We start from the raw sequence: 25,956 nt of genomic DNA, 5'->3' as shown, positions 1-25,956 counted from the left end.
GCGAGGCCGTCGCCATGCTTGAAATGTGCCTCAAACACCGCCAGGGCGGTTTTGATGTCGATGTCGATATCACCACGCCGGGGTCGGGCGTGACGGCCCTGTTTGGCCATTCGGGCAGCGGCAAGACCACGCTGTTGCGCATGCTGGCCGGCCTTGATCGTCCCGATCAGGGGCGCGTGGTGCTCAATGAACGCACCTTTGTGGATACCGGGCGCGGGATTTTCATCCCGCCCCATCAGCGTCGCCTGGGCGTGGTCTTTCAGGAGGCGCGGTTGTTTCCGCATTACCGGGTACGCAGCAACCTGACCTACGCCCGGCGCATCACGCGTGGGGAGGCGTTTGATCGTATCGTGTCCCTGCTGGGTATTGAGGCGCTGCTGGATCGCATGCCGGGCGCGCTCTCCGGCGGCGAGGCGAGACGGGTCGCCATCGGGCGGGCGCTGCTGGCCGAACCGGACATGCTGCTGATGGATGAGCCCCTGACCGGTCTGGACGGCGCGCGCAAACAGGAGCTTCTGGACTATATCCTGCGCCTGACCCGTGAGATCGACCTGCCCATTTTATTTGTCAGCCACGACCCGGAGGAGCTGATGGCGGTGGCCGAGCAGCTCGTGGTGCTGGATCAGGGGCACGTTGTTGCCAGCGACCGGCTGGAAACGCTGCTGTCACGCGGCGACATGACGCCTTGGCTGGGCGGGTTTGAGGCCAGTTCGCTCTTGAAGGCGCAGGTGTGCTCGCACGATCATCACTACCACGCCACGCAGCTGATCCTGGGGGATGGACAGCGCCTGACGCTGCCGCTGCTGGACCGGCCCGAGGGAAGTGTCCTGCGGGTGCGGGTGCGCCGTCGGGAGGTGGCCATTGCGCTGTCGTCTCAAAGGGACAGCAGCGTTCGCAACCAGCTTGAGGCCGTCGTTTCCGCCATCACGCCAGGAGCCCCGGGTACGCTTGAGGTGACGCTGGCACTCGGTGAACAGTCGCTTTCCTCGCGCATCACGCTTGAGGCCGGCGAAGCGCTCGGGCTCAAGCCCGGCATGACCGTTATCGCGCTGATCCGAAGCGTCAGTCTTGCCGGCTGACATCGCCATTTCCGCTGATCTCTGACTACCCTGAAACAAACGCGATGGCGTATCCCGTGAAACCGTTGACCCATCAGGGGGTCGGCCTCAGGATGCGCCTTTTCGTCATCACCTTTTGTGCGTTGTACGTCGAAACAGGGGAATGTCATGTTTGGTCTGCCGTATCAGGGTATCGCCACCTTCTTGAAAGCACCGCAGGACAGCACGCGGCCCTTCGCCTTTCTGGGGTTGCCCTATGACTGCTCGGTCACCTTTCGCCCGGGCGCCCGTATGGCCCCCAATGCCCTGCGCCGGGCCAGCATGATGCTGACCGATGGCCGTCATCCCGAGTTTGAAACCGACCCCTGTGCGCTGGTCAGCGATCTGGGCGATCTCGATATCATGCAGGTCGGCCAGCATGACGCCCTGCGGCGCATTGAAGCCGGGGTCATGGCGGCATACGAGCAGGCGCCCGGGCAGACACTTCTGTGTGCCGGCGGTGATCACATGACCACCCTGGGCGTGCTGCGCGCGCAGCGTCGCCTTCAGGGGCAGCCGCTGTCGCTGATCCACTTCGATGCGCACTGTGATACGTGGGCCAGCCACTTCGGAGATGATATCGGCCATGGCACCTTTTTGCGCAATGCCATCGATGAGGGGCTGGTCGCACCGGAGCGTACCCTGAGTCTGGGACTTCGCTCACCGGTCGAGCCATCCACGCGGGACTGGTTGTCGGAGCAGGGCGGGGAGTGGCTGAGCTCGAGGGCGCTGATGCGACTGGACGGTGAGGCGCTGGCGCAAAAGGTGCGTGAGCGCATGGGGTCATCCCCCATCTACATCACCTTTGATATTGATGTGCTGGATCCGGCTCACGCGCCCGGAACCGGCACCCCCGAGATTGGTGGCATTACCACCATGAAGGCGCTGGAGCTTCTGGAAGCCCTGCGGGAGTTCAATCTGATCGGCATGGATGTGGTGGAGGTGTCACCGCCCTATGACCCGCAGGAGATCACCTCGCTGGCGGCGGCCACGCTTTTATGGACATTTATTGCCATGCGCGGCTGATTCAGCCGGGGCGGGCACATCCGACGGCGTTACGGCTGCCTTTCTTGACCTGATAGAGCGCCTCGTCAGCCTGTTTGATAAGGACCTCGCCCGGCAGCGGATGCTCGGGCGAGGAAATGGCCACACCGGCACTGATGGTAACGTACTTGTGGGTCGGCGAGCGTTCATGAGGCAAACACTGGGCCTCCATGGCCGTACAGACCCCACGGGCGATGTCCATGGCGCGGTCCAGATCGAAGTCGGGCAGCACGATCACGAACTCCTCTCCGCCGATACGGGCCACCAGATCCGATTCGCGCTGAAAGATGTCGCTGAGCGTCTCGGCAATGGTCTTGAGGCACTGGTCGCCTTCCGGATGGCCGTAGAAGTCGTTGTAGAGCTTGAAGTGGTCGACATCGATCATGATCAGCGCGACAGGGCGCTCAAGACGATGGGTCAGAGAGAGAATGCGCGGCAGCTGACGATCCAGCAGGCGCCGGTTGCCCAGCCCCGTCAGCGCATCACGATTGGTCAGCGCCTTGAGATGGGCGTTGCGATCGTTGAGCTCCTTGATAAGCGTTTGAAACTCGCGCGCCATGACGCCCAGTTCATCACCGCGCGCCTGTAGCCAGGAGGGCGGTGACTCCAGATGCTCACCCGGTGCCTGGCGCAGGGCCATGGCGTAGCGGGAGAGCTCGGCAATCGGGCGCAGTACAATGGTTCGAAATACCCATAGCATGAGCATCATGAGCGCCAGCAGCAGGCCCATGGCGCCCAGCATGGTCAGATTGAAGCGCTTGATGCCGTCTCTCAGGCTCTCACGATCCATGCGGGTGCTCATGACCACCAGATAGCCGGGAGTGGCACTGTCTCGTGACAGCGTCAGGCGCAGGTTGTCGTCGCTGGTGGAATCGATATCGACGGCCGTCGAATCAGCATCGGTATCGGTGCCTTGTCGAACGGCAGACAGCGTCAGGGTCGAGGTGTGATCCGCCGGGTTGGGCTGCCACTGCCCGGGCAGAAAACGTACCAGTGTCAGTTTCCCCGACAGTAGCGGGCTGTTCTGGCGTGCGATGGGCCAGGTACTGAGCAGGGCAAATTCAGGGCTGACGCCGATGCGGGGCGTGGTATCGGTGACGGGCAGCTGCCTTTGAATCTGGCGCACCTGCTCAAGGGTCCACAGGCACGGGCCTTCCGGTCTGGCACAGGATGTAAATTCACCGGTGACCGGGTTGCGACCGGCCACCCGGACAACGCCGTCATTGCTATTGGTGATCAGCATCATGTCGGCATCGTGGTCGGCGAAGACGGCAGACGTGATATGGGTCGCTGGAAAGTCTGGCAGCCGGCCTGCCATGAATTCGCGGGTACTGACCCAGCTGGCCCATTGCCAGGTCATGTCACTGAGGGTGCTAGCATTGTGGTCAATGCTTTTTTGCAGCGCGTTGGCGTAGACGTGGGCGCTCTGGCGCTCCTCACTGATCAGGTTGGGGATCATCAGCTGGTGCAAAATGAAGACCAGAATGCCCATGACCAGCACCAGCATGACCGATAGCGTGATGATGAATCTGTTGCGCAGCGAATTCGGATAGGGCATCGACATTTCCGGCGGATGCAGGCAGAGAGCGCTGGAAGGCGCCAGACCTGATGATCCCTGTTTTTAACGGCGCCATGACCACAAACTTTACGACGTGTCTGGAGACGCAGGGCTTTGGTCAACGCGTGCTGGCGGCCTGAAGGGCATGGCAGGCCATGCGGATAGGAGAGCAAACAGATATTGTACATTAATTTTAATTAAATTAGTCGGCATTGTCACCGTTTGGGAGGCAGGAAGGATTCTATGCATCTGTTGGACGCCATATTGCCCGGCGAGCGGATGTGAGATGATCACGGCCATCTCGATGAAACAGCAGGTTACGTCATGATTGATCCCCGCTTACTGGCAGCCACCCTGTTGATCCTGCCGCTGTCGCTTTCCGCACAGGCCGATACTCAAAAGGCTGCTCAGGACAAAAACGCCGGTGCTGCGCAAAAAACCGAGGCGCAGGCCACGGATGGTGCCACCTCCACGGATGCGTCGTCCGATAAGACGACATCGACCAGTGCTGACAAGCGCGCAGACGATAAAGCCGCCGGTGAAACGAAAGCAGCCGATGAAAGCCCGCGCCATGTTCGGGCGATGGTCATCACCACATTCGGTCCCGAGCGCAAGGTCTGGGCCGAGAAGCTGGCCCCGATGCAGGACATCACCGTGCCCGGACTGCACGGCTCGTTTGGCAGCGTCAGCTGCAACGATGACGATGTTTGTTTGATGACCACCGGCAAGGGCTATGCCAATGCCGCGACCTCCATCTCGACGCTGGCATTCTCACCGGAGTTTGATCTGTCCGACAGCTGGTTTCTGGTGTCGGGTGTGGCCAGCATTGACCCGCATCAGGGAACGCTCGGGACGCCCACCTGGCCGCGCTACCTGGTGGATTTCGGTATTCAGTGGGAGCTTGATGCCCGTGATATTCCTGACGGCTGGACCACGGGCTATCTGAGCATCAATACCCACACGCCCACCCAGGACCCGCATCAGGAGTACGGCACCGAGTTTTATCACCTTGATGATGCGCTCGTGGATCGGGCCGTGGCACTGTCAAAAGACGTTGAGCTTGCCGACAGCGACAACGCGGCGTCCTATCGCAAGCACTATGACTATGCGCCCGCCAACGAGGCCCCGAGCGTCGTACAGTGTGACAGCGTTTCCAGTGACACCTGGTGGTATGGCAATCGGCTCGCCGACCGTGCCAGCCAGCTGGGCAAGCAGGTGGCCGGCGACAAGGCCAGCATCTGCACCGGCCAGCAGGAAGACAACGCCATTCTGACAGCGCTCAAGCGTGCCGATGAGGCAGGGCGCCTTCAGCGTGAACGTACTGTTGTGGTGCGCGTTGGTTCCAGCTTCAATCGTCCCTACGAAGGGCTTTCCGATGCCGATGGCCTGACCGGCTACGCCAAGCAGGGCGGTTATACGCCGGCGCTGACCAATATGGTGCGCGCGGGCTATCCGCTGATTGAATCCATCGTGACTGACTGGAACGACTGGAAAGAGGGCGTGCCGAAAGAGGCGGAGCAGGCGCCATCCTCGTCCGACAAGACGGCCTCTTCCGAGCAGGATGCGCCATCAGAAGATGGCGCCAGTCAAAAAAGCGATGCGCCGGCCGGTGACGACAAGGGCGACGCCTCGAACTGATTTCGTGTCGGGGTCGACTGGTCTGACAGCGCCCGGCGAATGCCGGGCGCTCTGCTGTCAGGACCTGGCTCGGCCGACAGGTTATCGGTCATCGCGCTCAAAGCGCACATCATGATTATTGCCGCCCAGCTGAATGATCTCCCGGGGACGCCCCTGGTCGTCCAGATGCAGCAGACCGATACCGGCCTTGTTGACCAGCCGCTCGCCTGGAGAGCGGTTATCGGGCTGGCGCGGCTTGATTCGCATGTGGCGGCGCTTGGTCAGCCAGTTTACCGGAGAGCGGGCTGCAAACAGCCAGCGATTGATCCGGTCAAGCACGTTGAGCAGGGTGTTCGGGAACTCGTTACGAATACCACTGCTGGTCACCTGCCAGATACTGGGGCGCTGATGCTGTCCGCGCAGCTGCACGTCATAGGCAAAGCTGTAGTGCACATCTCCCGACAGGACGGTGAAATTTTTCGGGGTATGGCGATGTCGAAAGATATTGAGCATGACGTGTGCGGCACCGCGATGGGACATCCAGTTCTCGGCGTCCACCAGCAGAGGGTGGTTGAGCCAGACAAAGACGCGCTGCACCGTTTCGATCAGCTTGACGCCAAACACCGGTGCGGCTGACACCATGATAACGGCGTCGTGTCCCATGAGTTCCTGCTGCAGCTCGGTCAGTGCTTCCCAGTCCATCAGACCCGAGGGTTTGTGCGGAGCACGCTCGTTGTGCCAGCGGCGTGTTCGAGTGTCCAGTATGACCATGGCAGGCCGGGTAGGCAGGGTGTAGTGCCAGTGGTCAAAGTCCAGCAGGGCATCGATCAGGGCATCATGGTCGCGCTCTTCCCGGGTGTGAAGGGACGTCTGAAGGTGCGCCATGAGGTCAACTTCGAAATGTTCGGGCGCATTGCCCCAGCCCTGGCAGATCAGATAGCCGATCATGGCATTGCCCATGATGCGTCGTGAAAAGGGATGCCCCAGCGCTGCCTCTTCCCACTGTGCGGTCAGATTCCAGTCGTCGGTCACGTCATGATCGTCAAAGATCATCCAGGTCGGCAGATGGGCCAGCACCCGACGTACCGCGGGCAGCTCGTCGATGAAGTGCTCAAGCGCCTGGTGCTCCTTTTCAAAGCGCGCAGCGGCCTTGTCCTCCAGCGCCGGTGTTTTGATGTCGATGAGCTGCCAGGCGATGGGGGACCAGACCAGCAGGTACATGGCCAGTATTTCGCTCAGGCTGATGAGATGGTTATCGGCGCCTGCCGCGGTAAAGATCGGTTTTTTCTTGCCGCGAAAGAAATAGCGCTGCAGCAACCGGTTTTCGGCCGTGGCCGGCAGCAGGCGATTGCGCTGATAAAGCCAGGGGTCCTGTAAAAGGGTGCGGCTGTCGCTGATTTCGGCTGATTCAAAACGTTCGTGATAAAGCCCCAATCGCGCCACCAGCGCATTGATGGCCAGCAGCATGGGACCGGCGACATCGTCGGCATAGATCTGATCACCGCTCATCATCAAAAGCGATGGCCACTTCTCGGGTGTCGCGCGCTGGTCGTGAAGCTGTCGGTCCAGCCGGGCCAGGCCGTCGGGCGCATCATGATGTGGCCGGCGACACGAACCATGAGCAATGGAGGCAAGCGTCATGGCATGACGCACGGTCAGAAGGTTTTCTCCGTCATGGCACAGCTGTGGTGCCCAATCGGCAATACCGCGATACTGCCCTTCGCTTTCGATCAACAGGTCGTAGTGGAAGATCTCGCCTTCATCGAGCGTCGGGCACAGAGCCACATCGATCATGTGGACCACGGCATGCTCACCGATGCGCAGCTGGTGGCACTGCTGGTGATCAAGGGGCAGGCGAACCGAGCGCTTCCCGGAGCGCTCAAGCACCAGCGTCAGTGCCAGCGCTTTTGAAGCCACCAGCCACAGGGTCATTCGCTCGGGCAGCAGGCGGCGCAGCATGGGACCCGCAATAACCTCGGGCAGGGCGTGCAGAACAGGCGTTTTTGATACCACTTTTTCAGGTGCAAATGTCGACATGCTCACCACAATGACGCTGTAGATTAGGGGGCCTTGAATGTGACAACGGCGAAGGCAATAACGACCGGTCACAAAAGACAATGATATTGCGCGAGCCTGAATGGGCGAGGTAGTGGCTATACTCTGCCAACTGGAATTAATTTCAATCAAGTTTTGGTGTGGAGCAGCGGGGCATGAAGATCATCCTGATGCGGCATGGGGCGCCGCGGGTGCGTTTTGACGAAAAGATGGCCGCTGCTGATTTCAGAGACTGGGTGGCCCGCTATCAGCTGGCGGGTCTTGATGAGGTCACGCGCTGCGACCGGGCCCTGTCGATTGCCCAAGAGTGTGCCGCTGTGGCCTGTAGCGACCTGCCGCGCTCGCTGGAATCAGCGCTGCGTCTGGAAGCGGGCAATATTGTCTACAGCGACCCCTTGATGCGTGAGATTGATCTGCCTCATGGCAGCGGGCGCTGGCCGACACCGCCCTTGCCGACCACCTTCTGGCTGGTGGCCTTTCGTGCGCTGTGGCTGATGGGCTATCACGGCAATGCCGAAGGGCGTCGCGCGGTCTTTCATCGCGCCGATGCCGCGGCCAATAAGCTGGTTGAACTGGCCCGCGAGCACTGTTCGGTGCTGTTTGTCGGTCATGGCATGATCAACCATCTGCTGGCGCGCGAACTGCTTTCACGTGGCTGGCAGGGACCCAAAAGACCCGGCCGTGCCCACTGGCAGTACGGCGTGTATGAATATCAGGGCCAGGCCATTGCCTGACCCGGCCGAACCCTGAAGGCCTCGATTCTCTCCGACATCCTCTTTGAGCTGCTCAGTCCCGGCGAATCAGGGTGCGCTCGATTTCAATCGTCCCGGGACTGAGCCGTCCGTCGATGGCGCCCAGTACGCTGGACAGTGCAAGCGCTGCAATACGTTCAAGATCCTGCTGCATCGAATTGACCCTGATGGGCAGAAAATCCAGCAGCCGGTCGTTGCCAAAAGTGGCCATGCGCAGAGGGTGTTTTTGTAGCCTTTCCATCGAATACTTCGTCAGCAGCACGTCCAGTGCGCCTTCCAGCAGCGTATAGGAGGCGGTCACCAGCGCCTGTGGCATGTCATGATGCTCAAGATGCGCCTGCATGAGCGCCATACCGGTCTCGCGGTCATAGCGCGCGCCGCAGCGGTGATAGGCACGCGGTGGCTGCGCGCCGCAGGCGGCGATCGCCGCCATGAAGCCATCACGACGCTCGAGGGTATTGGCAAGCCCTGGCAGGGCGTCCAACCACAACACCTCCTGTACCTGTGAAGCCTGCCCTTGTGGATCTTGTGGAGAAAGTACCGACGCCGTCAGGGTCATGGCGGTCTGGCGATTTTCGCTGATGATGCAGGGCATCAGCGTGTCATCGAGTGCGCGGTCAACGGCCACCACCGGCATGCCGGCGCTGATCAGGCGCTGATAGCGGCTGTCGTCCGGAGGCAGGCTCGAGGCCACGATCAGGGCATCGCAGCGCCGGGCCCGCAGGGCACTGAGCAGCTCTCGCTCGGTGTCCGGATCATCATTGGAGCTGACCATCAAAAGCTGATAGCCCGCACTGCGTGCCCCCTGTTCCAGCAGTTTGGCAAGCCTTGCGTAGCTGGTGTTTTCAAGGTCCGGCAGGATAAACCCCAGCGTGCGGCTGACTCCGCGGCGCAGGGCGGCGGCCTGGGCATCTACCCGGTAGCCGTGCTCCTCGATCACCGCCATGACGCGCTTGACCGTCGCCTCGCTGATGCGGTGCTGGCGTGACTTGCCATTAATGACGTAGCTTGCTGTCGTCCGTGATACGCCCGCCAGGCGCGCAATCTCTGCAAGCGTCATGATGTTGTTTCCCAATATGAAAGGCAGGAAGCTGTCAATACGACGTGGGTCCATGCCATTGGTGCTTGATTCACCGGTTAATCTCTTTCAGCATTACGGCAAGGAAAAGGTGACACGATTCAGCCATGCTGTCATGACCTGTTTCATGCCGTTTTGCGTGTTGGGCCGCATAAGCTGATGCCGTCATCTGCGCAAATTTGCCACTCACAAGGATCAATACGCCATGCTCACGCTGCAAAGTGATGCCGTTTTGCTCGATCATCACGCCAGCGACTGGCGTGATGCACTCAATCAGGCCGGTCAGGCGCTCATGGAAGGCGGACTTGCCCGCGAAGGCTATCGCGATGCGCTGTTTGAGCGTGAACAGCAGGCGTCGACCTGGCTGGGCAACGGCATCGTCATTCCCCACGGCACTCAGAAAAGCCGTGAGCATGTGCTGGCCACCGGCGTGCGTCTCTTGCAGTTCCCGCAGGGCGTCGAGTGGCACGATGGCAATCGGGTGCATCTGATCATCACCATTGCCGCGCAAAGCGATGAGCACCTCGACATCCTGCGCCAGCTCACCCATGTGCTAGACCGTGAGGGTGTGTCAGAAAAGCTGGCCCGCGCTGACGATGCCGAGGAGGTGGTGCGCTTGCTGTCAAAGGCGCCGGTCACGGCGCGTCTGGATGGCGACACCATTGTTCAGGGCGTGCCGGCCCGCTCGGCGCTGGAGCTCACGGCTGCTGCCGCCGCGCGCCTTGAGCAGCTCGGCTGTGTCGATCGTCGTTTTGTGGCCGACATTCTGGCCCAACAGGCCATCTCGCTGGGCCAGCAGCTGTGGCTGGTGCGCAGCGCCACGGGCGTCACTCAGCCGGCGCTGGGGCTGGCCCTGCCGCAGGCGCATGTGGATGGCGTGGCCGGTATCTTCTGTCTGGCCGAGAGCGGCAACGCTCACGACGTGCTGCTGGACCGGCTGGTGAAGGTGCTGGAAGAGGGCAAGGGCGAAGAGCTGGCGCGACTGGGGCGCGATGCACTGCTGGCACGACTGTCCGGTGAGTCGGCCAGTGCCGAAACCGTCCGGGTCAGGGTGCGTAACGCCCATGGCCTGCACGCCCGTCCAGCCAAACAGCTGGTGCAGGTGGCGCGAGCACAGGGAATGCCGGTACGTGTGCGGCTTGCCGAAGGCGGCAATGAAGCGGTTTCAGCGGCCAGTCTGACCAAGGTGATCGGACTGGGCGCGCGGCGCGGTCAGATGCTGATCTTCTCGGCCGAAGGCGCCGGCGCGCGTGAGGCTGTCGAGGCCATGGCCGAGGCGCTGCGCGGCGGACTGGGTGAAGAAGTCACGCCGCTGGGAGAGACCAGCGATGCGCGTCCGTCACGCAATCGACAGACCCCGAGGGAGCCGGTGGTGGCCCCGGCGGCCGACACGCCGCTGACGGCCGTGCCGGCGTCACCCGGTATGGCGATTGCTCCCGTGTTCGTGATGCGCCCGCCGGAGTTTCACTATGAGGAAACGGCCTCTGACCGCGAGGTGCAAAAAACGCGTCTGGGTGAAGCGATCAAGGAGGCCGAGCAGCAGCTTGAGGAGATGATTCGCGCCGCCGGTGGTGAAGTGGCCGAGATTCTCTCCATGCACGAAGAGATGCTGGGCGACCCGGAGCTTCGCGAAGCCGCCTATGAAGCGATCAATGAAGGCAAGAGTGCCGAGGGTGGCTGGTGGCGCGCCATTGATGTGGCCGCCCGCGCCCAGGAAGCACTGGCCGACCGCCTGCTGGCCGAGCGCGCTGCGGATCTGCGCGATGTGGGTCGCCGCGTGCTGGGCAATCTCTGCGGCGTGAAGATGCCTGACCCGCCGACGCACCCCTACATTCTGGTGACCGATGACGTCGGACCTTCCGATGTCGCGCGGCTGGATACCTCGCGGGTACGCGGCATCCTGACCGCTCGCGGCGGCGCCACCTCTCACAGCGCGATTCTGGCCCGTGCGCTGGGCATCCCGGCGGTCGTGGGAGCAGGTGAAGCCATCATGGCGCTGGAAAACGGCATCGACATGATTCTCGACGGCGAGCGCGGTCGCGTGATTCCCGCGCCCGACCCGGAGCGTCGTGCCCGCACCGAGCTTTCCATCCGCGAGCGCGAGATCCGCGAACGCGAAGCCTTTGAGGTTCGTTTTGAGCCGGCCGTGACCCTGGATGGTCATCGCGTCGAGGTCGCCGCGAACCTGGGCAATACCGCACACGCTGCAGATGCCGTCGAGCGCGGCGCCGAGGCGGTGGGGCTTTTGCGCACCGAGTTTGTTTTCATGGCCCACCCGCAGGCGCCGGATCTGGACACCCAGATCGTCGAGTACCGTCAGGCCTTTGACGCTCTGGGCCCCGATCGTGCGCTGGTAGCGCGCACGCTGGACGTCGGCGGTGACAAGCCGCTGGATTACTGGCCGGTGCCGGCCGAGGACAACCCCTTTCTGGGGCTGCGCGGCATTCGTCTGGCCCTGACCCGTCCGGACGTGCTTGAAACCCAGATTCGAGCGCTTCTGATGGCGGCCGGTGATCGACCGCTGCGCGTCATGTTCCCGATGGTCAAGGACGTGGAAGAGTTCCACGCCGGCAAGGCCATTTTTGATCGCGTGCAGGCCGAAGTGAAAGCGTCTGACGTGCAGCTGGGTGTGATGATCGAGATTCCTTCCTGTGCGCTGCTGGCCCCGAGTCTGGCCGAGCATGTCGACTTCTTCTCGATCGGCACCAACGATCTGACCCAGTACACCCTGGCCATCGACCGCGGTCACTCGCGCCTGTCGGCCCAGGCCGATGGCCTGCATCCGGCGGTACTGCGCCTGATCCAGATGACCGTGGAGGCTGCGCATGCCAAAGGGCGCTGGGTCGGTGTGTGCGGCGAGCTGGGCAGTGATCCGCAGGCGATCGGCGTGCTGATGGGGCTGGGGGTCGATGAGCTGTCCGTTTCCAGTCGTCAGATTCCGCTGGTCAAGCAACGCATTCGCAGTCTGAATCTTGAAGACAGCCGCGCGCTGGCGCTGCGCGCGCTGGCCTGTCCGACGGCCGTAGAAGTGCGCGCCATGCTGGAGTCGTTAACATGAGCCGCGTTCTGACGCTGACGCTTAATCCGGCGCTGGATCTCTCCATCCGCCTGGCCGAGCTGTCCCCGGGAAGCGTCAATCGCTCCGAGGAGAGCTCAATGACCGCGGCTGGCAAGGGCAACAACGTGGCCCGCGTATTGGCGCGTCACAGCCATCAGGTGGCGGTCAGTGGCTTTTTGGGTCGTGACAATCAGGCGCCGTTCGAGCGTGCCTTTCATGAATGGGGTGCGGAGGATCGCTTCATTCGAGTGGCTGGAGAAACGCGGGTCAACGTCAAGCTCTCCGAAGCCGACGGTCGGGTGACCGATATCAACGGCTCCGGTGCGCCGGTGGATGAAGCGGCCATGACACAGCTGCTTGATGATATCGAAGCTGGGGCGGACAACCTTCATGCCGTGGTGGTCTCCGGCAGCCTGCCGCCGGGTGTGGCGCCCGAGTGGCTGTCTGCACTGATCGGGCGGCTCAGAACGCAGGGGTTGCCGGTGTGGCTCGACAGCAGCGGCAAGGCACTGGTGCAGGGCACGCGTGCGCGTCCCGTTTTGATCAAACCCAATGAGCACGAGCTGGCCGAGTGTGTCGGTCGGCCACTGCCGGACGAGGCAGCGCTCTTGTCTGCCGCCCGTGAACTTCAGCTGGGTGGCATCGAGAACGTCTTGCTGTCGCTGGGCGCCGAAGGTGTGGTGTGGCTGTTTGAGGGCGGCACGTTGCGCGCTCGTCCGCCGCGGGTAGAGGTCGTCAGCACCGTGTGTGCCGGCGACACGCTTTTGGCCGGGACGCTGCACGGCGTGCTTGAAGGCTGGTCGCGCGAAAAGACGCTGCGCTTTGCCACGGCCCTGTCGGCCGATGCCGTGCGCCGGATTGGCGTGGGGCGCTCGGATGTTGAGGACTTTACCGCGTTGTGCGATGCGGTCTGCGTGGAGGCGCTGACGATATGATGGTCTCCCCGATTTCTTTTGAGCTGCCTGCTGATGACAGGCGCGGTCAGTATGGCGACCAGTGGTTGGCACTGGCACAGGAGTGGTTTGCATGAATATTGTTATCGTCACGGCGTGCCCCAGCGGCACGGCGACGACCTACCTGGCAGCGCGCCGTCTCGAACAGGCGGCTCACCGACTGGGCTGGCAAACGGCCGTTGAAATGCAGGGCCAGTTCGACCAGACCACGTTAAGCGATGAGCAGATTGCTTCGGCCGATCTGGTGGTCGTCGCGGCCAGTCGGCCCATCACGCTGGCACGTTTTACCGGCAAGGCACTTTATCGTGAGCGCCTTGAGGGCGCGTTGCCGGACCCGGATGGCTTTCTGGCGCGCGCGCGTGAGCAGGCCGAACCCTGGCAGGGCATTGATGACGCCCCGGAAGAAAAAAGTGCAGCACCAGCGACTCTGGATGACCGCACGGCCAAACGTATTGTCGCTGTGACGGCCTGTCCGACCGGAGTGGCGCATACCTTCATGGCCGCCGAGGCACTGGCAGAAGCCGGTAGAGCGCTGGGCCATCAGATCAAGGTTGAGACTCAGGGCTCGGTCGGGGCGCAGAATCAGCTCACCGATGAGGAGATCGCAGACGCCGATATCGTACTGCTGGCCTGTGATATCGAGGTTGATGACGAGCGCTTTGCCGGCAAGCCGGTCTACCGCACCTCGACTGGCACGGCACTGAAGAAGTCGCAGCAAACCATCAACGACGCAATGGCCAATGCCGCAGTGGAAAGCGAGGGCAGTGCACCGGCCGGTGGCGAGCGCAAGAAAAGCATCAAGGAGCGGGGCGTCTACAAGCACCTGCTGACCGGGGTGTCGTTCATGCTGCCGATGGTGGTAGCCGGTGGCCTGTGTATTGCGCTGTCGTTCGTCTTCGGGATCGAGGCGTTCAAGGAAGAGGGGACGCTTGCCGCCGCGCTGATGCAGATTGGTGGCGGCACGGCCTTTGCCCTGATGGTGCCGGTGCTGGCGGGCTATATCGCCTACTCGATTGCCGACCGACCCGGTATCGCACCGGGCATGATCGGCGGCATGCTGGCCAGCACTCTGGGAGCCGGGTTTATCGGCGGCATCATCGCCGGTTTCCTGGCCGGTTATACCGCCAAACTGATTGCCAAAAAGCTGAAGCTGCCGGCCAGTGTTGAATCGCTCAAGCCGATTCTGGTCATTCCGCTGCTGGCGAGTCTGGTGACCGGTCTGGTCATGATTTACCTGGTCGGCACCCCGGTCGCCGGCATGCTCTCGGCGCTGACCGATTTTCTCAACAACATGGGCTCTACCAACGCCGTGCTGCTGGGGCTGTTGTTGGGTGCAATGATGTGTGTGGATCTGGGCGGCCCGATTAATAAGGCGGCTTATACCTTTGGCGTCGGCCTGCTGTCGACCCAGACCTACGCGCCGATGGCCGCCATCATGGCTGCCGGTATGGTGCCGGCGATCGGTATGGGCATCGCCAGCTTTCTGGCGCGCTCGAAGTTTGCCGACACCGAGCGTGACGGTGGCAAGGCGGCGTTTGTGCTGGGGCTTTGCTTTATCAGTGAGGGCGCGATCCCCTTTGCCGCCAAGGATCCGCTGCGGGTCATTCCGATCTCGATCGTGGGCGGGGCCATCACCGGGGCGCTGTCGATGTATTTCCAGATCAAGCTGATGGCGCCGCACGGTGGGCTCTTCGTGCTGCTGATTCCGGGCGCGGTCAATCAGGCGCTGCTGTATCTGCTTGCGATTGCCGTGGGCTCGATCTTCATTGGCGCGACCTATGCGCTGCTCAAGCCGGCGCAGCAAAAGCTCGAAGTGCCTGAGGGCGCTGCCAGCTAAGGCCTTCATCGCACTTGAACACGCTGCATGCAGGATCCAGGGGCCCCAACGGGGCCCTTTTTTGCAGGCGTCGACGTAAAATCGTGACGGGTTCGGGCCAAAAGGGAGCGACACCATTACAATGCGCTCCTGATCGACAAGAGGGCCGAGCAAGGCCGACAACCGATAGGGACGCACATGACAACAAATAATGGCACCGGTGGCGTGCTCTGGGCCGGACGCTGGGGGTTTGTGCTCGCGGCAACGGGCTCGGCCGTGGGGCTTGGTAATATCTGGAAATTCCCCTACATGACCGGTGAGTATGGCGGCGGCGCCTTTGTACTGGTGTATCTGCTGTGCATTGCTGCCATCGGGGTGCCCCTGATGATGACCGAGATCGCCTTTGGTCGGCGCGGACGCGGCAGCCCGGTCGAGGCCGTCAAGCGCGTGGTGGCCGAGTCCGGCGGAGGTTCCTGGTGGTCCCTTCTGGGCTGGATGTCGATGATCTGCGGGTTCATGATCCTGAGCTTTTATGTGGTGGTGGCCGGCTGGTCGCTGTCGTATCTCTGGAAGGCGATCACCGGCGGGCTTTCCGCCGACAGCGTCGAGGGCATGGCGGCCATCTTTGAAGACAACAACGCCAACCCGCTCAATCTCGGCTTCTGGAGCACACTGGTCACGCTGATCACCATGCTGATCGTGGGCAAGGGCGTTCAGGAAGGCATCGAGCGCAGCGTGCGCTGGATGATGCCAGGCATGGTGGTCATGCTGGCCATCCTGATCGGCTTTGGGGTGTTTTCCGGCGGCTTTGGCCAGGCGGTACATTTCCTGTTTGCCTTCGAGTTTGGCCAGCTCTCCGGTGAGGGGCTGCTCGCGGCGATGGGGCATGCCTTCTTTACCCTGTCGCTGGCGGCAGGCGCCATCATGGCGTATGGCGCCTATCTGCCGGCCGGGAAGTCCATTGCCCGTACGACCTTCATGGTGGCGATCTGTGACACCCTGGTGGCGCTGATGGCGGGGCTTGCCATTTTTCCGGTGATTTTTGCCAATGGCATGGATCCGGCCAGCGGCCCGGGACTGATTTTCATGAGTCTGCCACTGGCCTTTGCCCAGATGCCCATGGGCACGCTGCTGGAGGTCATCTTTTTCGTCATGCTGACCATGGCGGCACTAACGTCGGCCATCTCGATGATCGAGGCCACCATCGCCTGGCTGGTGGAAAGTCACGGTATTGCCCGTAATCGCGCGGCCTGGGGCACAGGGATTGTTCTATGGCTGGTCAGTACGCTGGCGATGCTGTCGTTCAATCTGGGCGCGGACTGGACACTGGGCGGGCGCACCTTCTTTGACTGGCTGGACTATCTGACCTCGCGATTCCTGATGCCCCTGGGCGGGCTGGGGCTCGCACTGCTGGCAGGCTTTGTGCTCAAGGACCGTTTGTTGCGTGATGAGCTGGGTCTGGCAGGCGTGGGTCATGCCCTGTGGCTTTTCATGATTCGCTATGTCTGTCCGCTGGCGATCGTGGTGATCTTCATCGACGCGCTCGGCATCATGACGCTGAACGTGTCCACGCAGTGGCCCTGGGGGCTGGCCATACTGGCCCTTTTCGTCGTGGTCGGGGAGTCGCTGAGCCCGCGACTGCGTCGCCAGTCGGCACACTGAGAAAATTTGAGCTCATGTCGATGAGCGTGCGATGTCGGTAAGCCTTTAATGAAAAGGGCCGCCCATTCTGGGCGGCCCTTTTTTGCTTTATCGTGATGCCTTCAGGGCGCAGGCGGCATGGTCGGGTCATCCGGGATGTTGGCGCCGTTGCCCGGTGCCTCACGCGTCATGTGCAAGAACTGCAGGTGACGTTCGTACTGATCCAGGATGTCGTTGATGAGCTGGTCACGACTAAAGCCGATCAGGTTATAACCCTGGCTGCCCTCCAGCAGATAGACCTCAAGGCGGTAGTAACGCGACCGGGTTTCGTTGGCGCGACGGGCAAACGAGGGCATCGAGAAGGTCCGCGGCCATACCTGATAGGTAAAATTCTGCTCGTTTCCAAGCTTCACGTTGAGCTCAAGGTGAAGCTCATCTCCTTCACCTGCCACTACCTCGGCTTCCACGCCCTGTCGGGAGAGCTCCTGAGAGACTTCTTCCATGGCTGGACGCACGGTCTCGCTGATGAAAGTGCCGGCCTGGCGCTGGTTGGGGAAATGCATGGCACGGTTGAGTCGCTGGCGCCAGTTGCGCAGCCCGCGCTCACCGCCAGCACCGGTACGGCTTGATAGACGCCCGGCAAGACTGGCGCGATGGCTGTCCTCCTTGAAGGCCTCGCTTTTGAATGAACGATAAAGGCCCGCCATGACAAAAAAGATTACGAAAGAGAAGGGCAGCCCCATGATGACCACCATGCCCTGCAGGGCCGAGACGCCACCGGCCATCAAAAGTGCCAGGGTCAAAAGACCGATGGCCACTGACCAGAAGATGCGAAGCCAGGTCGGAGCATCGTTGTGCACGCTGGAAAGGCGCGAAGTAAAGTTACCCAGTACGAGCGCGCCGGAATCGGCTGAGGTCACATAGAACAGCATGCCCAGCAGGGTGGCCAGAGAGGCGGTCCAGGTGACGCCCGGATACTGCTCAAGCAGGCCGTAGATGGACTGTTCGGGGCTGTTCATGGCGATCTGCCCGAACTCGGTGGCGCCATTGAGAATGCTCTCGATCGCACTGTTGCCGAAAATCGAGATCCACATCAGGGTAAAGATAAAGGGAATCGTCAGGGTGCCGACCACGAACTCACGGATGGTACGCCCGCGGGAAATGCGTGCCAGGAAAAGCCCCACAAACGGCGCCCAGGCCACCCACCATGCCCAGAAAAAGAGCGTCCATGTGTTGAGCCAGTCAGTCGGTTGATCAAAGGCGAAGGTGTTAAGTGTCATGCCCATGAAGCGATTGACGTAGTCACCGACATTAAGCACCAGTGCATTGAGCAAAAAGGTTGTATCGCCGGCAAACAGCACATAAAGCAGCAGCACCACGGCCAGAATCACGTTGAGCTCGGAGATGCGACGGATGCCCTTGTCGACCCCGGCTACCACTGAAATGGTCGCGAGCACGACCGACAGCGCGATCAGTCCGCCCTGAACGATCAGGTTCTGAGGCAGGTCGAAGAGATAGGTCAGGCCATAGTTGAGCTGAACCACACCAATGCCGAGACTGGTGGCAATACCAAAAACGGTGCCGATGACCGCAGCAATATCTACGGTATGACCGATGGCGCCTTCCACGCGGCGACCAAAAAGCGGATAGAGCGCGCTGCGGATGGTCAGCGGCAGATTGTAGCGATAGCTGAAGTAGGCCAGGGCCATCCCCATCAGGGCGTACATGCCCCAGCCGGTGATGCCGTAGTGAAACATGCCCCAGACAGTAGCCTGTCGGGCGGCTTCCAGCGTGCCGCCTTCACCGGTAGGGGGGGCCAGAAACTGGGTGACGGGCTCGGCCACGCAGAAAAACAGCAGATCGATCCCGATGCCGGCCGCAAACAGCATGGCCGCCCACGAGCCCAGACTGAACTCCGGACGAGAATGATCAGGGCCCAGGCGGATGCTGCCAAAGCGGGAAGCTGCGACGAAAATCACGAAGCCTAGATAAAGGGTTGCAGCCAAAAAGTAGTACCAGCCAAAGGTGTTGCTGATCCACCCAAGCACTGCAAAGATCAAATTGTTGGCAGAATCCGTGAAGAACATTCCCCAGAGGGAAAACAGCAGGATACAGATGGCTGAACCGTAAAAGACAACCGGGTTCAGTTCATCCTTTTTCTGTTCGGTAGTATCAATATGTTTGACGCTCATCGAAGGATTTTCCTCGTTGACGATGCGGTAATGAATGATTCATGAACGTCGCCCTCGTGACCCGGGGGCATATCCGGGCCACGAGGGCGCTGATCCGACTTTTATTAATTGGTCGTTCAATTAAAATACATGCTTTGCTGGGGGCCTTCAACTGACCTTGCGTAGACCCGCTCGGCCCTGGACCAATGGCAGGGGGGAGAGAATTGTCCGAACCGGACAGGCGTCGACCATACTGAAGATCAGTATTCATTAAAGGCGTCAGGGGAAAGACCATGACAACGGCCATGACCTGGATGAGCGGGAAATTACGGATAATTCAGGGTGATATCACGACCCTTGAGGTAGATGCCATCGTCAATGCGGCAAACCATTCCCTGATGGGCGGCGGTGGGGTGGATGGTGCCATTCATCGTGCTGCCGGTGGCGAGCTCAAAACCGCCTGTCAGGATCTGCGTCAAAAGCAGTGGCCGGAAGGACTGCCGGATGGGGAGGTGGCCATGACCCCCGGGTTTAATCTGCCCGCCCGCTACGTGATTCACACCGTGGGGCCGGTGTATGCCAAAACGATCGACAAGTCCGAGCTGCTCGCGAACTGCTATCGAAAATCACTGGCGCTGGCGGCTCAGCAGGGCCTGCACACCATTGCCTTCCCGGCAATCTCCACCGGCGTTTATGGCTATCCGTTTGATCAGGCCAGCGAGATTGTGCTCAAGGTCATGGCGGAGAAACTGCCCCATGGTGATCTGACTGCGACGCTTTGTTTTTTCAGCCAGCAGGACATGGATGCCTTTCGTCAGGTGGCCAGCCGGATGGGATATCAGCGCGATCGCGGCTAGTCATGAAAAACACCCCGTCAGCGCGGGGTGTGGTCATGATGGCGATATGGATCAGCTCTGATCGGGCTTTAAGGGGGCGTTCTGGTCTGCGCCATGATGGCGCGGCCCCATTGCGGGGTGGTGATGGCGGCTGACGCTATCCAGCGCTGCCAGCTGATCCTGGCTCAGGATGTCTTCCAGAGAATGATGAAAGGCGGTTCGAGCCTCGATCATCCGGTGGCGTCGGTCGCTGTCCTGCGACGCGTCCATGTCCTTGAGCTGTGCCATCTTCTGGTGAAGTTCTTTCGCCGCTGCCTTCATGGCATCAACCTGCAACGCCTCAAGATGCCAGCTTTTTACCAGTGCGTGACGGACATCGATGGGCGGCTTGCCCTTCGGGCCGCGCAGCTCCACATGGCGAATCATCTCGAGCACCCTGATCTGCTCGGCACTCAGTACCCTTGAAAGACGTGCGTGCTGCTGCTCGTGCAGCGTTGCCATGGCCTGGCGTCGGTCTTTTCGACTGTCCATGGCGCCCTTGTCATGGCGCAGTTCGGCGAGGTCCCGACGCATCTGTCGTCGTGAGTCATCAAGCGCCTGCCTTTGGGTATCATCCAGCTTCCAGCTATCCAGAAGCGCTGCCCTCAGCGCTCCCCTGGTCTGCATGGCAGCAGCGCGCTGATCCAGACCTTCAAGCACTCGACGTTGTTCGTCATTGAGGACTCTGGCGAGTGCCTCATGATGCGTCCGTGCCGCTTCCTTCATGGCTTCATGACGTGCCTGGATACTGTCAAAGCTCTGATCCTTCAGCGCTGTCAGGCGTTCGTGGAAGGCCTTGTTCTCGTTGGTCAGCTGATTTTTTTGTTGATCGCTCAGCGACCAGCTCTGATAGATGGCCTGACGTGCGCCAGGGTGCGCTGTCTTTTGATCAGGCGCGGCAGCACTGGCCGTGAAGGCGGTCAAAAACGCGACGGTGGCACTGGTGGCGAGCATCCATTTCTTCATTGCGATACCTCGTGGCTGGGTCTGACGCCAGTATCGCCACGATTTGTGCAACAAACGTGCAGGCAATGGGGATAAACATGCAGGGGGAAAGTATTGACGCTGTCGGCTGAGATGAATGCGCTCAGCTCAGGGGTTCATACTTGTAACCCACCCCATACACCGAGTGGATGACCTCACGCTCGGGCCAGATGTCGGCAAGCTTTTTCCTGAGCTTTTTAATGTGAGAATCCACGGTGCGCTCGGAAACGATGCGGCGGTCGCGATACATGTGATCCATCAACTGCTCACGCGAAAAGAGGCGCCCGGGGGCATTGAACATGACTTCCATCAACTGGAATTCGACCGCGGTCAGTCCCAGATCCGTACCGTTGGCCAGCACGCGCCAGCCCTCGCGGTCCAGGGTCAGGGGCGATGAGTCGGGCGCACCCGTACTGGCGGCGGACGCCACGGGATGAGTACGCCGTAGAACCGTGCGAATGCGGGCGACGACCTCCCGCGGCGAAAAGGGCTTGCAGATGTAGTCATCGGCGCCCAGTTCAAGACCCAGCAGGCGGTCTACCTCCTCGACCCGGGCTGTCAGCATGATGATGGCCATGACTGGCCAGCGCTCTCGCAGCCGTCGACAAAGCGTGAGCCCATCAAGGCCTGGCAGCATCAGGTCCAGCAGCACCATCGCAGGCAATGTTTCCGGCGCCTGTGCCTCCAGCCAGTCGATGACCTGATCGCCGCGTTCGAGGCAGTGAGGCGTAAAACCGCTGCTGCTCAGGTAGTCCCGCAGCAGCTCGGCAATCTTTGTTTCATCTTCAACGATCAGTACGTTGTCGTTCATGGCAGCGTTTTTCCGTAATGATGGTCGGCACTGATCCGATGATCGTTTTCGACAGGCGTGTCGTGGTCATCAAGCATAAAGACAAGGCGCCAGCACAGGCCACCCAGCGGCGTGTCCTGTGGTGTCATGCGTGCCCCATGAAGGTGTATCAGGGCACTGGCAATGGAAAGTCCCAGTCCGCTGCCACCGTGGCGGCGGTTGCGTGATCCCTCGATTCTGAAAAGCCGCTCGGTGAGACGGTGTTGCTCTGTGGGCGCGACGCCGGGCGCGCTGTCTTCCCAGATCACCACGGCCTTGTCATCCTGACGCAGGAGGGTGACATGAAGACTGCCCGGGGCGTCCGTATAAGCCTGCGTATTGCTCAAAAGGTTATGCCAGAGCTGGCGCAGGCGATGGGCGGATCCCTGAATCATGAGGCCCGGGGCAATGTGGGTGACCAGCGTAATGCCTCGTTCGTCGAGCCATTCGCGGCTCTCTTCAAGCTGGCTCTGCAGATGCGTGCTCAGATCCAGTCGATCCAGTGGCGCCTCAAGCGTACGGGCATCGGACTGGGCCAGAAGGCGAAGATCCTCGATCAGCTGACTGAGATGATCGACTTCCTGGTTCAGGGACTGGAGGCTTTTGCCATCCAGAGCACGTACGCCATCCTGCATCGCTTCAATTTCACCTTTCAGGATGGCCAGCGGCGTGCGCAATTCATGCGCGATGTCTGCGACCCACTGCTGGCGTGATTGACGATTGTGCTCAAGGCTCTGGGCGAGGGCGTTGATATCTTCAGACAGCCGGGAAAGTTCATCGCGACCCCGCAGGCGTAGACGAATGCTGTAATCACCACGGGCGATGGTGCGTGTTGCCAGCGCCATATCCCGCGTACGTCGGCCAAGCCACCAGGCAAGCCCGCCTGCCAGCAGCAGCGAGGTCAAAAGCATGACGCCGGTAATGATGCCCAGATTGCGCAGCTGACGATGCAAAAAGACCTGATCGATCGAGGAGATCATGTTGTCCGGCGCGCGATAGCCAAGCTGTCCGATGGTAGTGCCGTCAAGCACCAGTGCCCGGTAGTTCATGCCGTTACGGGGTTGATGAACGCCACCAATGACCGGCTGGCCCCGAGCATCGAGCAGTACAAACTGGCGTGGATCCACCATGGAACGGGGGAGGTCCGATGATGGGCCGCCGGAACGGCGTCCGGATGGCGGGTTTTGCGGGACAGCGCCTGCGGCGTCATGGTGGTCGCGCGGTGCCAGCGTCAGACGCAATACATCACGCCAGGCACTGCGGTTGTCGCCAAGCCATGTCCAGCTGCCATGAAGAGCATAGCCCTCGACGAGGGTATCGCTCAGGGTATCGATGCGCTCCTTCTGGGTGCGGCGCAAATAATCCAGAAAATCATCATCGATACTGCGGGCTGCCATGAAAAAGACCATCGCACCAAGTACGACATTGACCAGCAGGATAGCCCCAAAGAGCTTCAAACCAAGGCGACTGAACATGCATCCCTCATTGATGAAAAACATCACGTTAGCGCGCCTGACACCCTTGCAGCAGCGCGAGTCATGGAAAGGGCATGAAAGCGTAAAAGGCCTCTGATTTATACCAAGGTCTTATGTGCGAAAGTTGCCCCGGGACCATGGTTCGGTTGTAACCCCATGATGGCTTTGCAAGAATGTTGCAACAGTATGCGCAATGACGCCCGTACCCCTGTAACAAGAGAGCCCCGGCATGACAAAACAGTTCGATCAGCGTCATCGGCAATCACGACGCATTTTGATCATGGGGGTCTCCGGATCCGGCAAGTCGACCATCGGCGAGGCCGTGGCTGAAAAGACCGGCTGTGAGTATATCGACGGCGATCAGTACCATCCGCCGGCCAATATCGAAAAGATGACCAAGGGCGTTCCCTTGACGGATGACGACCGTCAGGGCTGGCTGGAAGCACTGGCAGATCTTTTTGCGCAGCATCGCCGGGAAAACAAGAGTGTGATGATTGGCTGTTCCGGACTCAAGAAATCCTATCGCGACATTCTGCGCCAGGGCGACCCGGAACTGATCATTCTCTTTCTGGATGGCAGTTACGACACAATCCTGCAGCGCATGGAGGAGCGTCAGCACTTCTTCTCGCCGCAAATGCTGCGTACACAGTTTGATACACTGCAGACCCCGGGGTCCGATGAGGCCATCAGCATCGATATCTCAAAATCCTTTGATAGTGTGATCGATCAGTGCGTCAGCGAGCTTGAAGCGCTCGACTGAGTTCAGCTGTCGATGGCAAAAACGGGGCCCGGCTGCGCATGCGCAGCCGGGCCCCTGTCATTTGACGCCTTTTCGCTGATCTATTCGATAAAGGCCTCAACGCTCTGGCGGCGTCCCAGCAGGAAGGCGTCAGCCACGTGGCGGAAGGGGGCTACGTCGACATCGCTTTGTCCTTTGCGGATCAGCTCGGCAAAGCGCCTGTAGAGCCCCGCGTATTCAACATCCTCGCCGTCGATGATGCGCTCACCATTGATGCTCAGCTGGCTGCCGCCACTGTCGAGCACCAGTTTGCCGTCTTCGGTGTCGACCGTAATCTGCCAGGTCTGGGGTCCGGTCTGGCGCCAGTCAAAATCGGCGTGGATGGGAGTATCGTGAACGTCGGTAAATTCGAGCGTGGCTCCGATCGGTGACTGGCAGTTTTCCGGTACTTCAAGCGTCGCTTCGCGCAGGAAAAAGGCTTCCGGCAGAATCCGGGTGACAATCGAGAGGGCATTGATGCCAGGGTCGAAAACACCCAGACCGCCCGGTTCCCATACCCATTGCTGGCCCGGATGCCACTGACGCACATCTTCGCGCCACTGGATATCAACCCCTGTGACGCGACGTGTTGACAGCCATTCGCGCGCCTTTTCGACGCCGGCAGCCTCGCGAGCGTGCCAGGTGGCGTAGAGCGTGACGCCCTGTTGCTTGGCACGGCGCACCAGATCCTCGACTTCGCTGAGCGAGACGCCCGGGGGTTTTTCCAGCAGCACATGTTTGCCAGCCTCGATGGCGGCCACGGCCTGGGCGTAGCGCACCTGAGGCGGTGTGCACAGGGCCACGGCATCGAGGGCGGGCACTGCGCTCAACAGGGCGTCAAGATCCTGATGATTATCCACGCCTTCAAGGGTGGCATTGCGACTGGCAATGGCGGTCAGTTCAAAATCGCGGTTATCCCGCAGGGCCGGCAGATGCTGGTCCCGTGCGATCTTGCCGAAACCTGCAATGGCAATGGTGGTCATGACTCTGTCTCTTTCCAAAAGGGGCCGTAAGTCTGTTGCGACGGTCCGGCCGGGGGTTAAAACGTCAGGCGATAGCAGGTGTGCTGGCGATATCGCTCGCCCGGATCGAGTCGGGTCGAGGGGAAGTGGTCATGGTTGGGCGCATCGGGAAACTGCTGCGCCTCCAGAGCCAGTCCGCCAAAGGCCTCGATTGGATGGCCCTCGTGATCGGTCAGGGTGCCATCCAGACCGATGCCGGTATAGAGCTGAAGCGAGGGTTGATCGGTAAAGACTTCCAGTCGTCGGCCGCTGTGCGGCTCGGCGACTGTTGCCCGGGGTTGGCCGGAGGGCACTCGATCCAGCACGAGGGCAACATCATGGCCACCGGCGCGGGAGAACTGCTCGTTGGGAATCTGCTCACGCGAGCGCAGGGTCGCGGGCGTGACAAAGTCATACGGGGTGCCGGCGACCGAAGCGATCGTGCCGGTCGGAATCGAGGCCTCATCAAGCACCAGATAGTGACCGGCTGCGCACTCGAGAAGATGGTCGCGCACGTCCCCGTGGCCGCGCAGATTGAAATAGGCGTGGTTGGTCAGGCTGATAACGGTCGGTGCTGAACATTGCGCCTCATAATTGATGGTGAGCCGATTGTCCTCATCGAGGCTGTAATGCACCGTGACCTCCAGCTCGCCCGGAAAGCCCATGTCGCCGTCAGGCGAGCGGTGGCTCAGACTCACGCCGATCCGGTCTGCTTCTTCAAACAGCCGGCCTTCAAAGCGCTGAAAGCTCAATCCCCGTGGCCCACCGTGCAGTGCGTTGAGGCCCTCGTTGGGCACGATCTGAAACGTCTGGCCATCGAGTTCAAAACGCCCCTTGCCGAGGCGGTTGGCATAGCGCCCGACCAGCGCACCGAAATAGGGGTGCGGTTTCAGGTACTGCGTCGGGTCGGCAAAGCCCAGCACCAGGTTGACCGGCTCACCGGTGTCTCGATCGGGCACGCGCAGGGCCTGCAGGGTGGCGCCGTAATCGAGAATATCCACCTGCATGCCGGCACTGTTGCGCAGCCTGAAGCGCTCAAAGGGGCTGCCGTCATCGTGCCGACCGGATTGGTCGCTTTCACAGTGCAAGGGCATGAATCACTCCACGGTCGATGAAAGACAAAAGCATTGTGTTGCAGCGGTTGCAGGTCAGTATAGAGCCCACACTCGATACA

General features: G+C 60.9%; 19 protein-coding genes. 10 read left to right on the top strand and 9 right to left on the bottom strand.

Annotated elements, in window-relative coordinates; translation table 11 throughout:
- Nucleotides 1-14 precede the first annotated feature (14 nt).
- Together modC and speB are read left to right on the top strand one after the other, a co-directional pair.
- Entirely contained in the window at nt 15-1,079 is a 1,065-nt protein-coding gene (gene modC, locus KSP9073_RS09340; RefSeq protein WP_108842676.1) for a molybdenum ABC transporter ATP-binding protein, read from the top strand.
- A 147-nt stretch (nt 1,080-1,226) separates the two neighbouring features.
- Nucleotides 1,227-2,123 carry an agmatinase gene (gene speB / locus KSP9073_RS09335; RefSeq protein ID WP_108842675.1) on the top strand — a complete coding sequence of 299 codons (897 nt, stop codon included), beginning with the start codon at nt 1,227-1,229 and terminating at the stop codon, nt 2,121-2,123.
- A gap of 1 nt (nt 2,124) precedes the next feature.
- Here speB and KSP9073_RS09330 read toward each other — a convergent pair whose 3' ends face one another.
- Entirely contained in the window at nt 2,125-3,699 is a 1,575-nt protein-coding gene (locus KSP9073_RS09330; protein ID WP_165814215.1) for a sensor domain-containing diguanylate cyclase, read from the bottom strand.
- Nucleotides 3,700-4,023: 324 nt separating this feature from the next.
- Here KSP9073_RS09330 and KSP9073_RS09325 point away from each other — a divergent pair, with 324 nt between their 5' ends.
- Nucleotides 4,024-5,337, top strand: coding sequence for a purine-nucleoside phosphorylase (locus KSP9073_RS09325; protein ID WP_243409174.1), 1,314 nt, complete (start codon nt 4,024-4,026; stop codon nt 5,335-5,337).
- A gap of 81 nt (nt 5,338-5,418) precedes the next feature.
- On the opposite strand, the gene KSP9073_RS09320 is transcribed toward KSP9073_RS09325, so the two are convergent.
- Nucleotides 5,419-7,353: a metallophosphoesterase family protein gene (locus KSP9073_RS09320; protein WP_108842673.1), complete on the bottom strand. Its 1,935-nt coding sequence runs from the start codon at nt 7,351-7,353 to the stop codon at nt 5,419-5,421.
- 173 nt (nt 7,354-7,526) lie between these two features.
- On the opposite strand from KSP9073_RS09320, the gene KSP9073_RS09315 reads away from it, so the two are divergent.
- Nucleotides 7,527-8,105 (top strand): histidine phosphatase family protein, encoded by a 579-nt coding sequence (locus tag KSP9073_RS09315; protein ID WP_108842672.1) that lies wholly within the window; start codon nt 7,527-7,529, stop codon nt 8,103-8,105.
- 52 nt (nt 8,106-8,157) lie between these two features.
- On the opposite strand, the gene cra is transcribed toward KSP9073_RS09315, so the two are convergent.
- Complete coding sequence (gene cra, locus KSP9073_RS09310; protein WP_108842824.1) at nt 8,158-9,183, bottom strand: catabolite repressor/activator; 1,026 nt, start codon at nt 9,181-9,183, stop codon at nt 8,158-8,160.
- Nucleotides 9,184-9,406: 223 nt separating this feature from the next.
- Between cra and ptsP the strand changes: the two genes are divergently transcribed.
- From ptsP to KSP9073_RS09290, 4 genes are all read left to right on the top strand, one after another.
- Nucleotides 9,407-12,259 carry a phosphoenolpyruvate--protein phosphotransferase gene (gene ptsP / locus KSP9073_RS09305; RefSeq protein WP_108842671.1) on the top strand — a complete coding sequence of 951 codons (2,853 nt, stop codon included), beginning with the start codon at nt 9,407-9,409 and terminating at the stop codon, nt 12,257-12,259.
- Nucleotides 12,256-13,194: a 1-phosphofructokinase gene (pfkB, locus tag KSP9073_RS09300; protein ID WP_108842670.1), complete on the top strand. Its 939-nt coding sequence runs from the start codon at nt 12,256-12,258 to the stop codon at nt 13,192-13,194. The genes ptsP and pfkB overlap by 4 nt, the downstream gene beginning before the upstream one ends.
- A 91-nt stretch (nt 13,195-13,285) precedes the next feature.
- Nucleotides 13,286-15,049 carry a PTS fructose-like transporter subunit IIB gene (locus tag KSP9073_RS09295; protein ID WP_108842669.1) on the top strand — a complete coding sequence of 588 codons (1,764 nt, stop codon included), beginning with the start codon at nt 13,286-13,288 and terminating at the stop codon, nt 15,047-15,049.
- A gap of 177 nt (nt 15,050-15,226) precedes the next feature.
- Complete coding sequence (locus KSP9073_RS09290) at nt 15,227-16,690, top strand: sodium-dependent transporter (RefSeq protein WP_108842668.1); 1,464 nt, start codon at nt 15,227-15,229, stop codon at nt 16,688-16,690.
- Between the two features lie 101 nt (nt 16,691-16,791).
- Here KSP9073_RS09290 and KSP9073_RS09285 read toward each other — a convergent pair whose 3' ends face one another.
- Complete coding sequence (locus KSP9073_RS09285) at nt 16,792-18,861, bottom strand: choline transporter (RefSeq protein ID WP_108842667.1); 2,070 nt, start codon at nt 18,859-18,861, stop codon at nt 16,792-16,794.
- Between the two features lie 272 nt (nt 18,862-19,133).
- On the opposite strand from KSP9073_RS09285, the gene KSP9073_RS09280 reads away from it, so the two are divergent.
- On the top strand, nt 19,134-19,697 hold the full coding sequence (locus KSP9073_RS09280; RefSeq protein WP_207771450.1) for an O-acetyl-ADP-ribose deacetylase: 564 nt from the start codon (nt 19,134-19,136) through the stop codon (nt 19,695-19,697).
- A 51-nt stretch (nt 19,698-19,748) separates the two neighbouring features.
- Here the strand turns inward: KSP9073_RS09280 and KSP9073_RS09275 are convergent, their stop codons facing one another.
- The 3 genes from KSP9073_RS09275 to KSP9073_RS09265 form a co-directional block, all read right to left on the bottom strand.
- Nucleotides 19,749-20,681, bottom strand: a complete 933-nt coding sequence (locus KSP9073_RS09275) for a hypothetical protein (RefSeq protein ID WP_133241010.1) — start codon at nt 20,679-20,681, stop codon at nt 19,749-19,751.
- Between the two features lie 121 nt (nt 20,682-20,802).
- Nucleotides 20,803-21,510 (bottom strand): response regulator, encoded by a 708-nt coding sequence (locus KSP9073_RS09270; RefSeq protein WP_108842665.1) that lies wholly within the window; start codon nt 21,508-21,510, stop codon nt 20,803-20,805.
- Nucleotides 21,507-23,003, bottom strand: coding sequence for a histidine kinase dimerization/phospho-acceptor domain-containing protein (locus tag KSP9073_RS09265; RefSeq protein ID WP_243409173.1), 1,497 nt, complete (start codon nt 23,001-23,003; stop codon nt 21,507-21,509). Before KSP9073_RS09265 ends, KSP9073_RS09270 begins: the two co-directional genes overlap by 4 nt.
- Nucleotides 23,004-23,232: 229 nt before the next feature.
- On the opposite strand from KSP9073_RS09265, the gene KSP9073_RS09260 reads away from it, so the two are divergent.
- Complete coding sequence (locus KSP9073_RS09260) at nt 23,233-23,763, top strand: gluconokinase (protein WP_108842663.1); 531 nt, start codon at nt 23,233-23,235, stop codon at nt 23,761-23,763.
- Between the two features lie 80 nt (nt 23,764-23,843).
- Here KSP9073_RS09260 and KSP9073_RS09255 read toward each other — a convergent pair whose 3' ends face one another.
- Nucleotides 23,844-24,764, bottom strand: coding sequence for a Gfo/Idh/MocA family protein (locus tag KSP9073_RS09255; RefSeq protein WP_108842662.1), 921 nt, complete (start codon nt 24,762-24,764; stop codon nt 23,844-23,846).
- Nucleotides 24,765-24,820: 56 nt separating this feature from the next.
- Nucleotides 24,821-25,876, bottom strand: a complete 1,056-nt coding sequence (locus KSP9073_RS09250) for an aldose epimerase family protein (RefSeq protein ID WP_108842661.1) — start codon at nt 25,874-25,876, stop codon at nt 24,821-24,823.
- Nucleotides 25,877-25,956: the final 80 nt, after the last annotated feature.

The sequence above is a fragment of the Kushneria phyllosphaerae genome (genome assembly GCF_900312995.1).
Taxonomy (GTDB): domain Bacteria; phylum Pseudomonadota; class Gammaproteobacteria; order Pseudomonadales; family Halomonadaceae; genus Kushneria; species Kushneria phyllosphaerae.
This window is presented reverse-complemented; position numbering and strand designations above follow the sequence as displayed.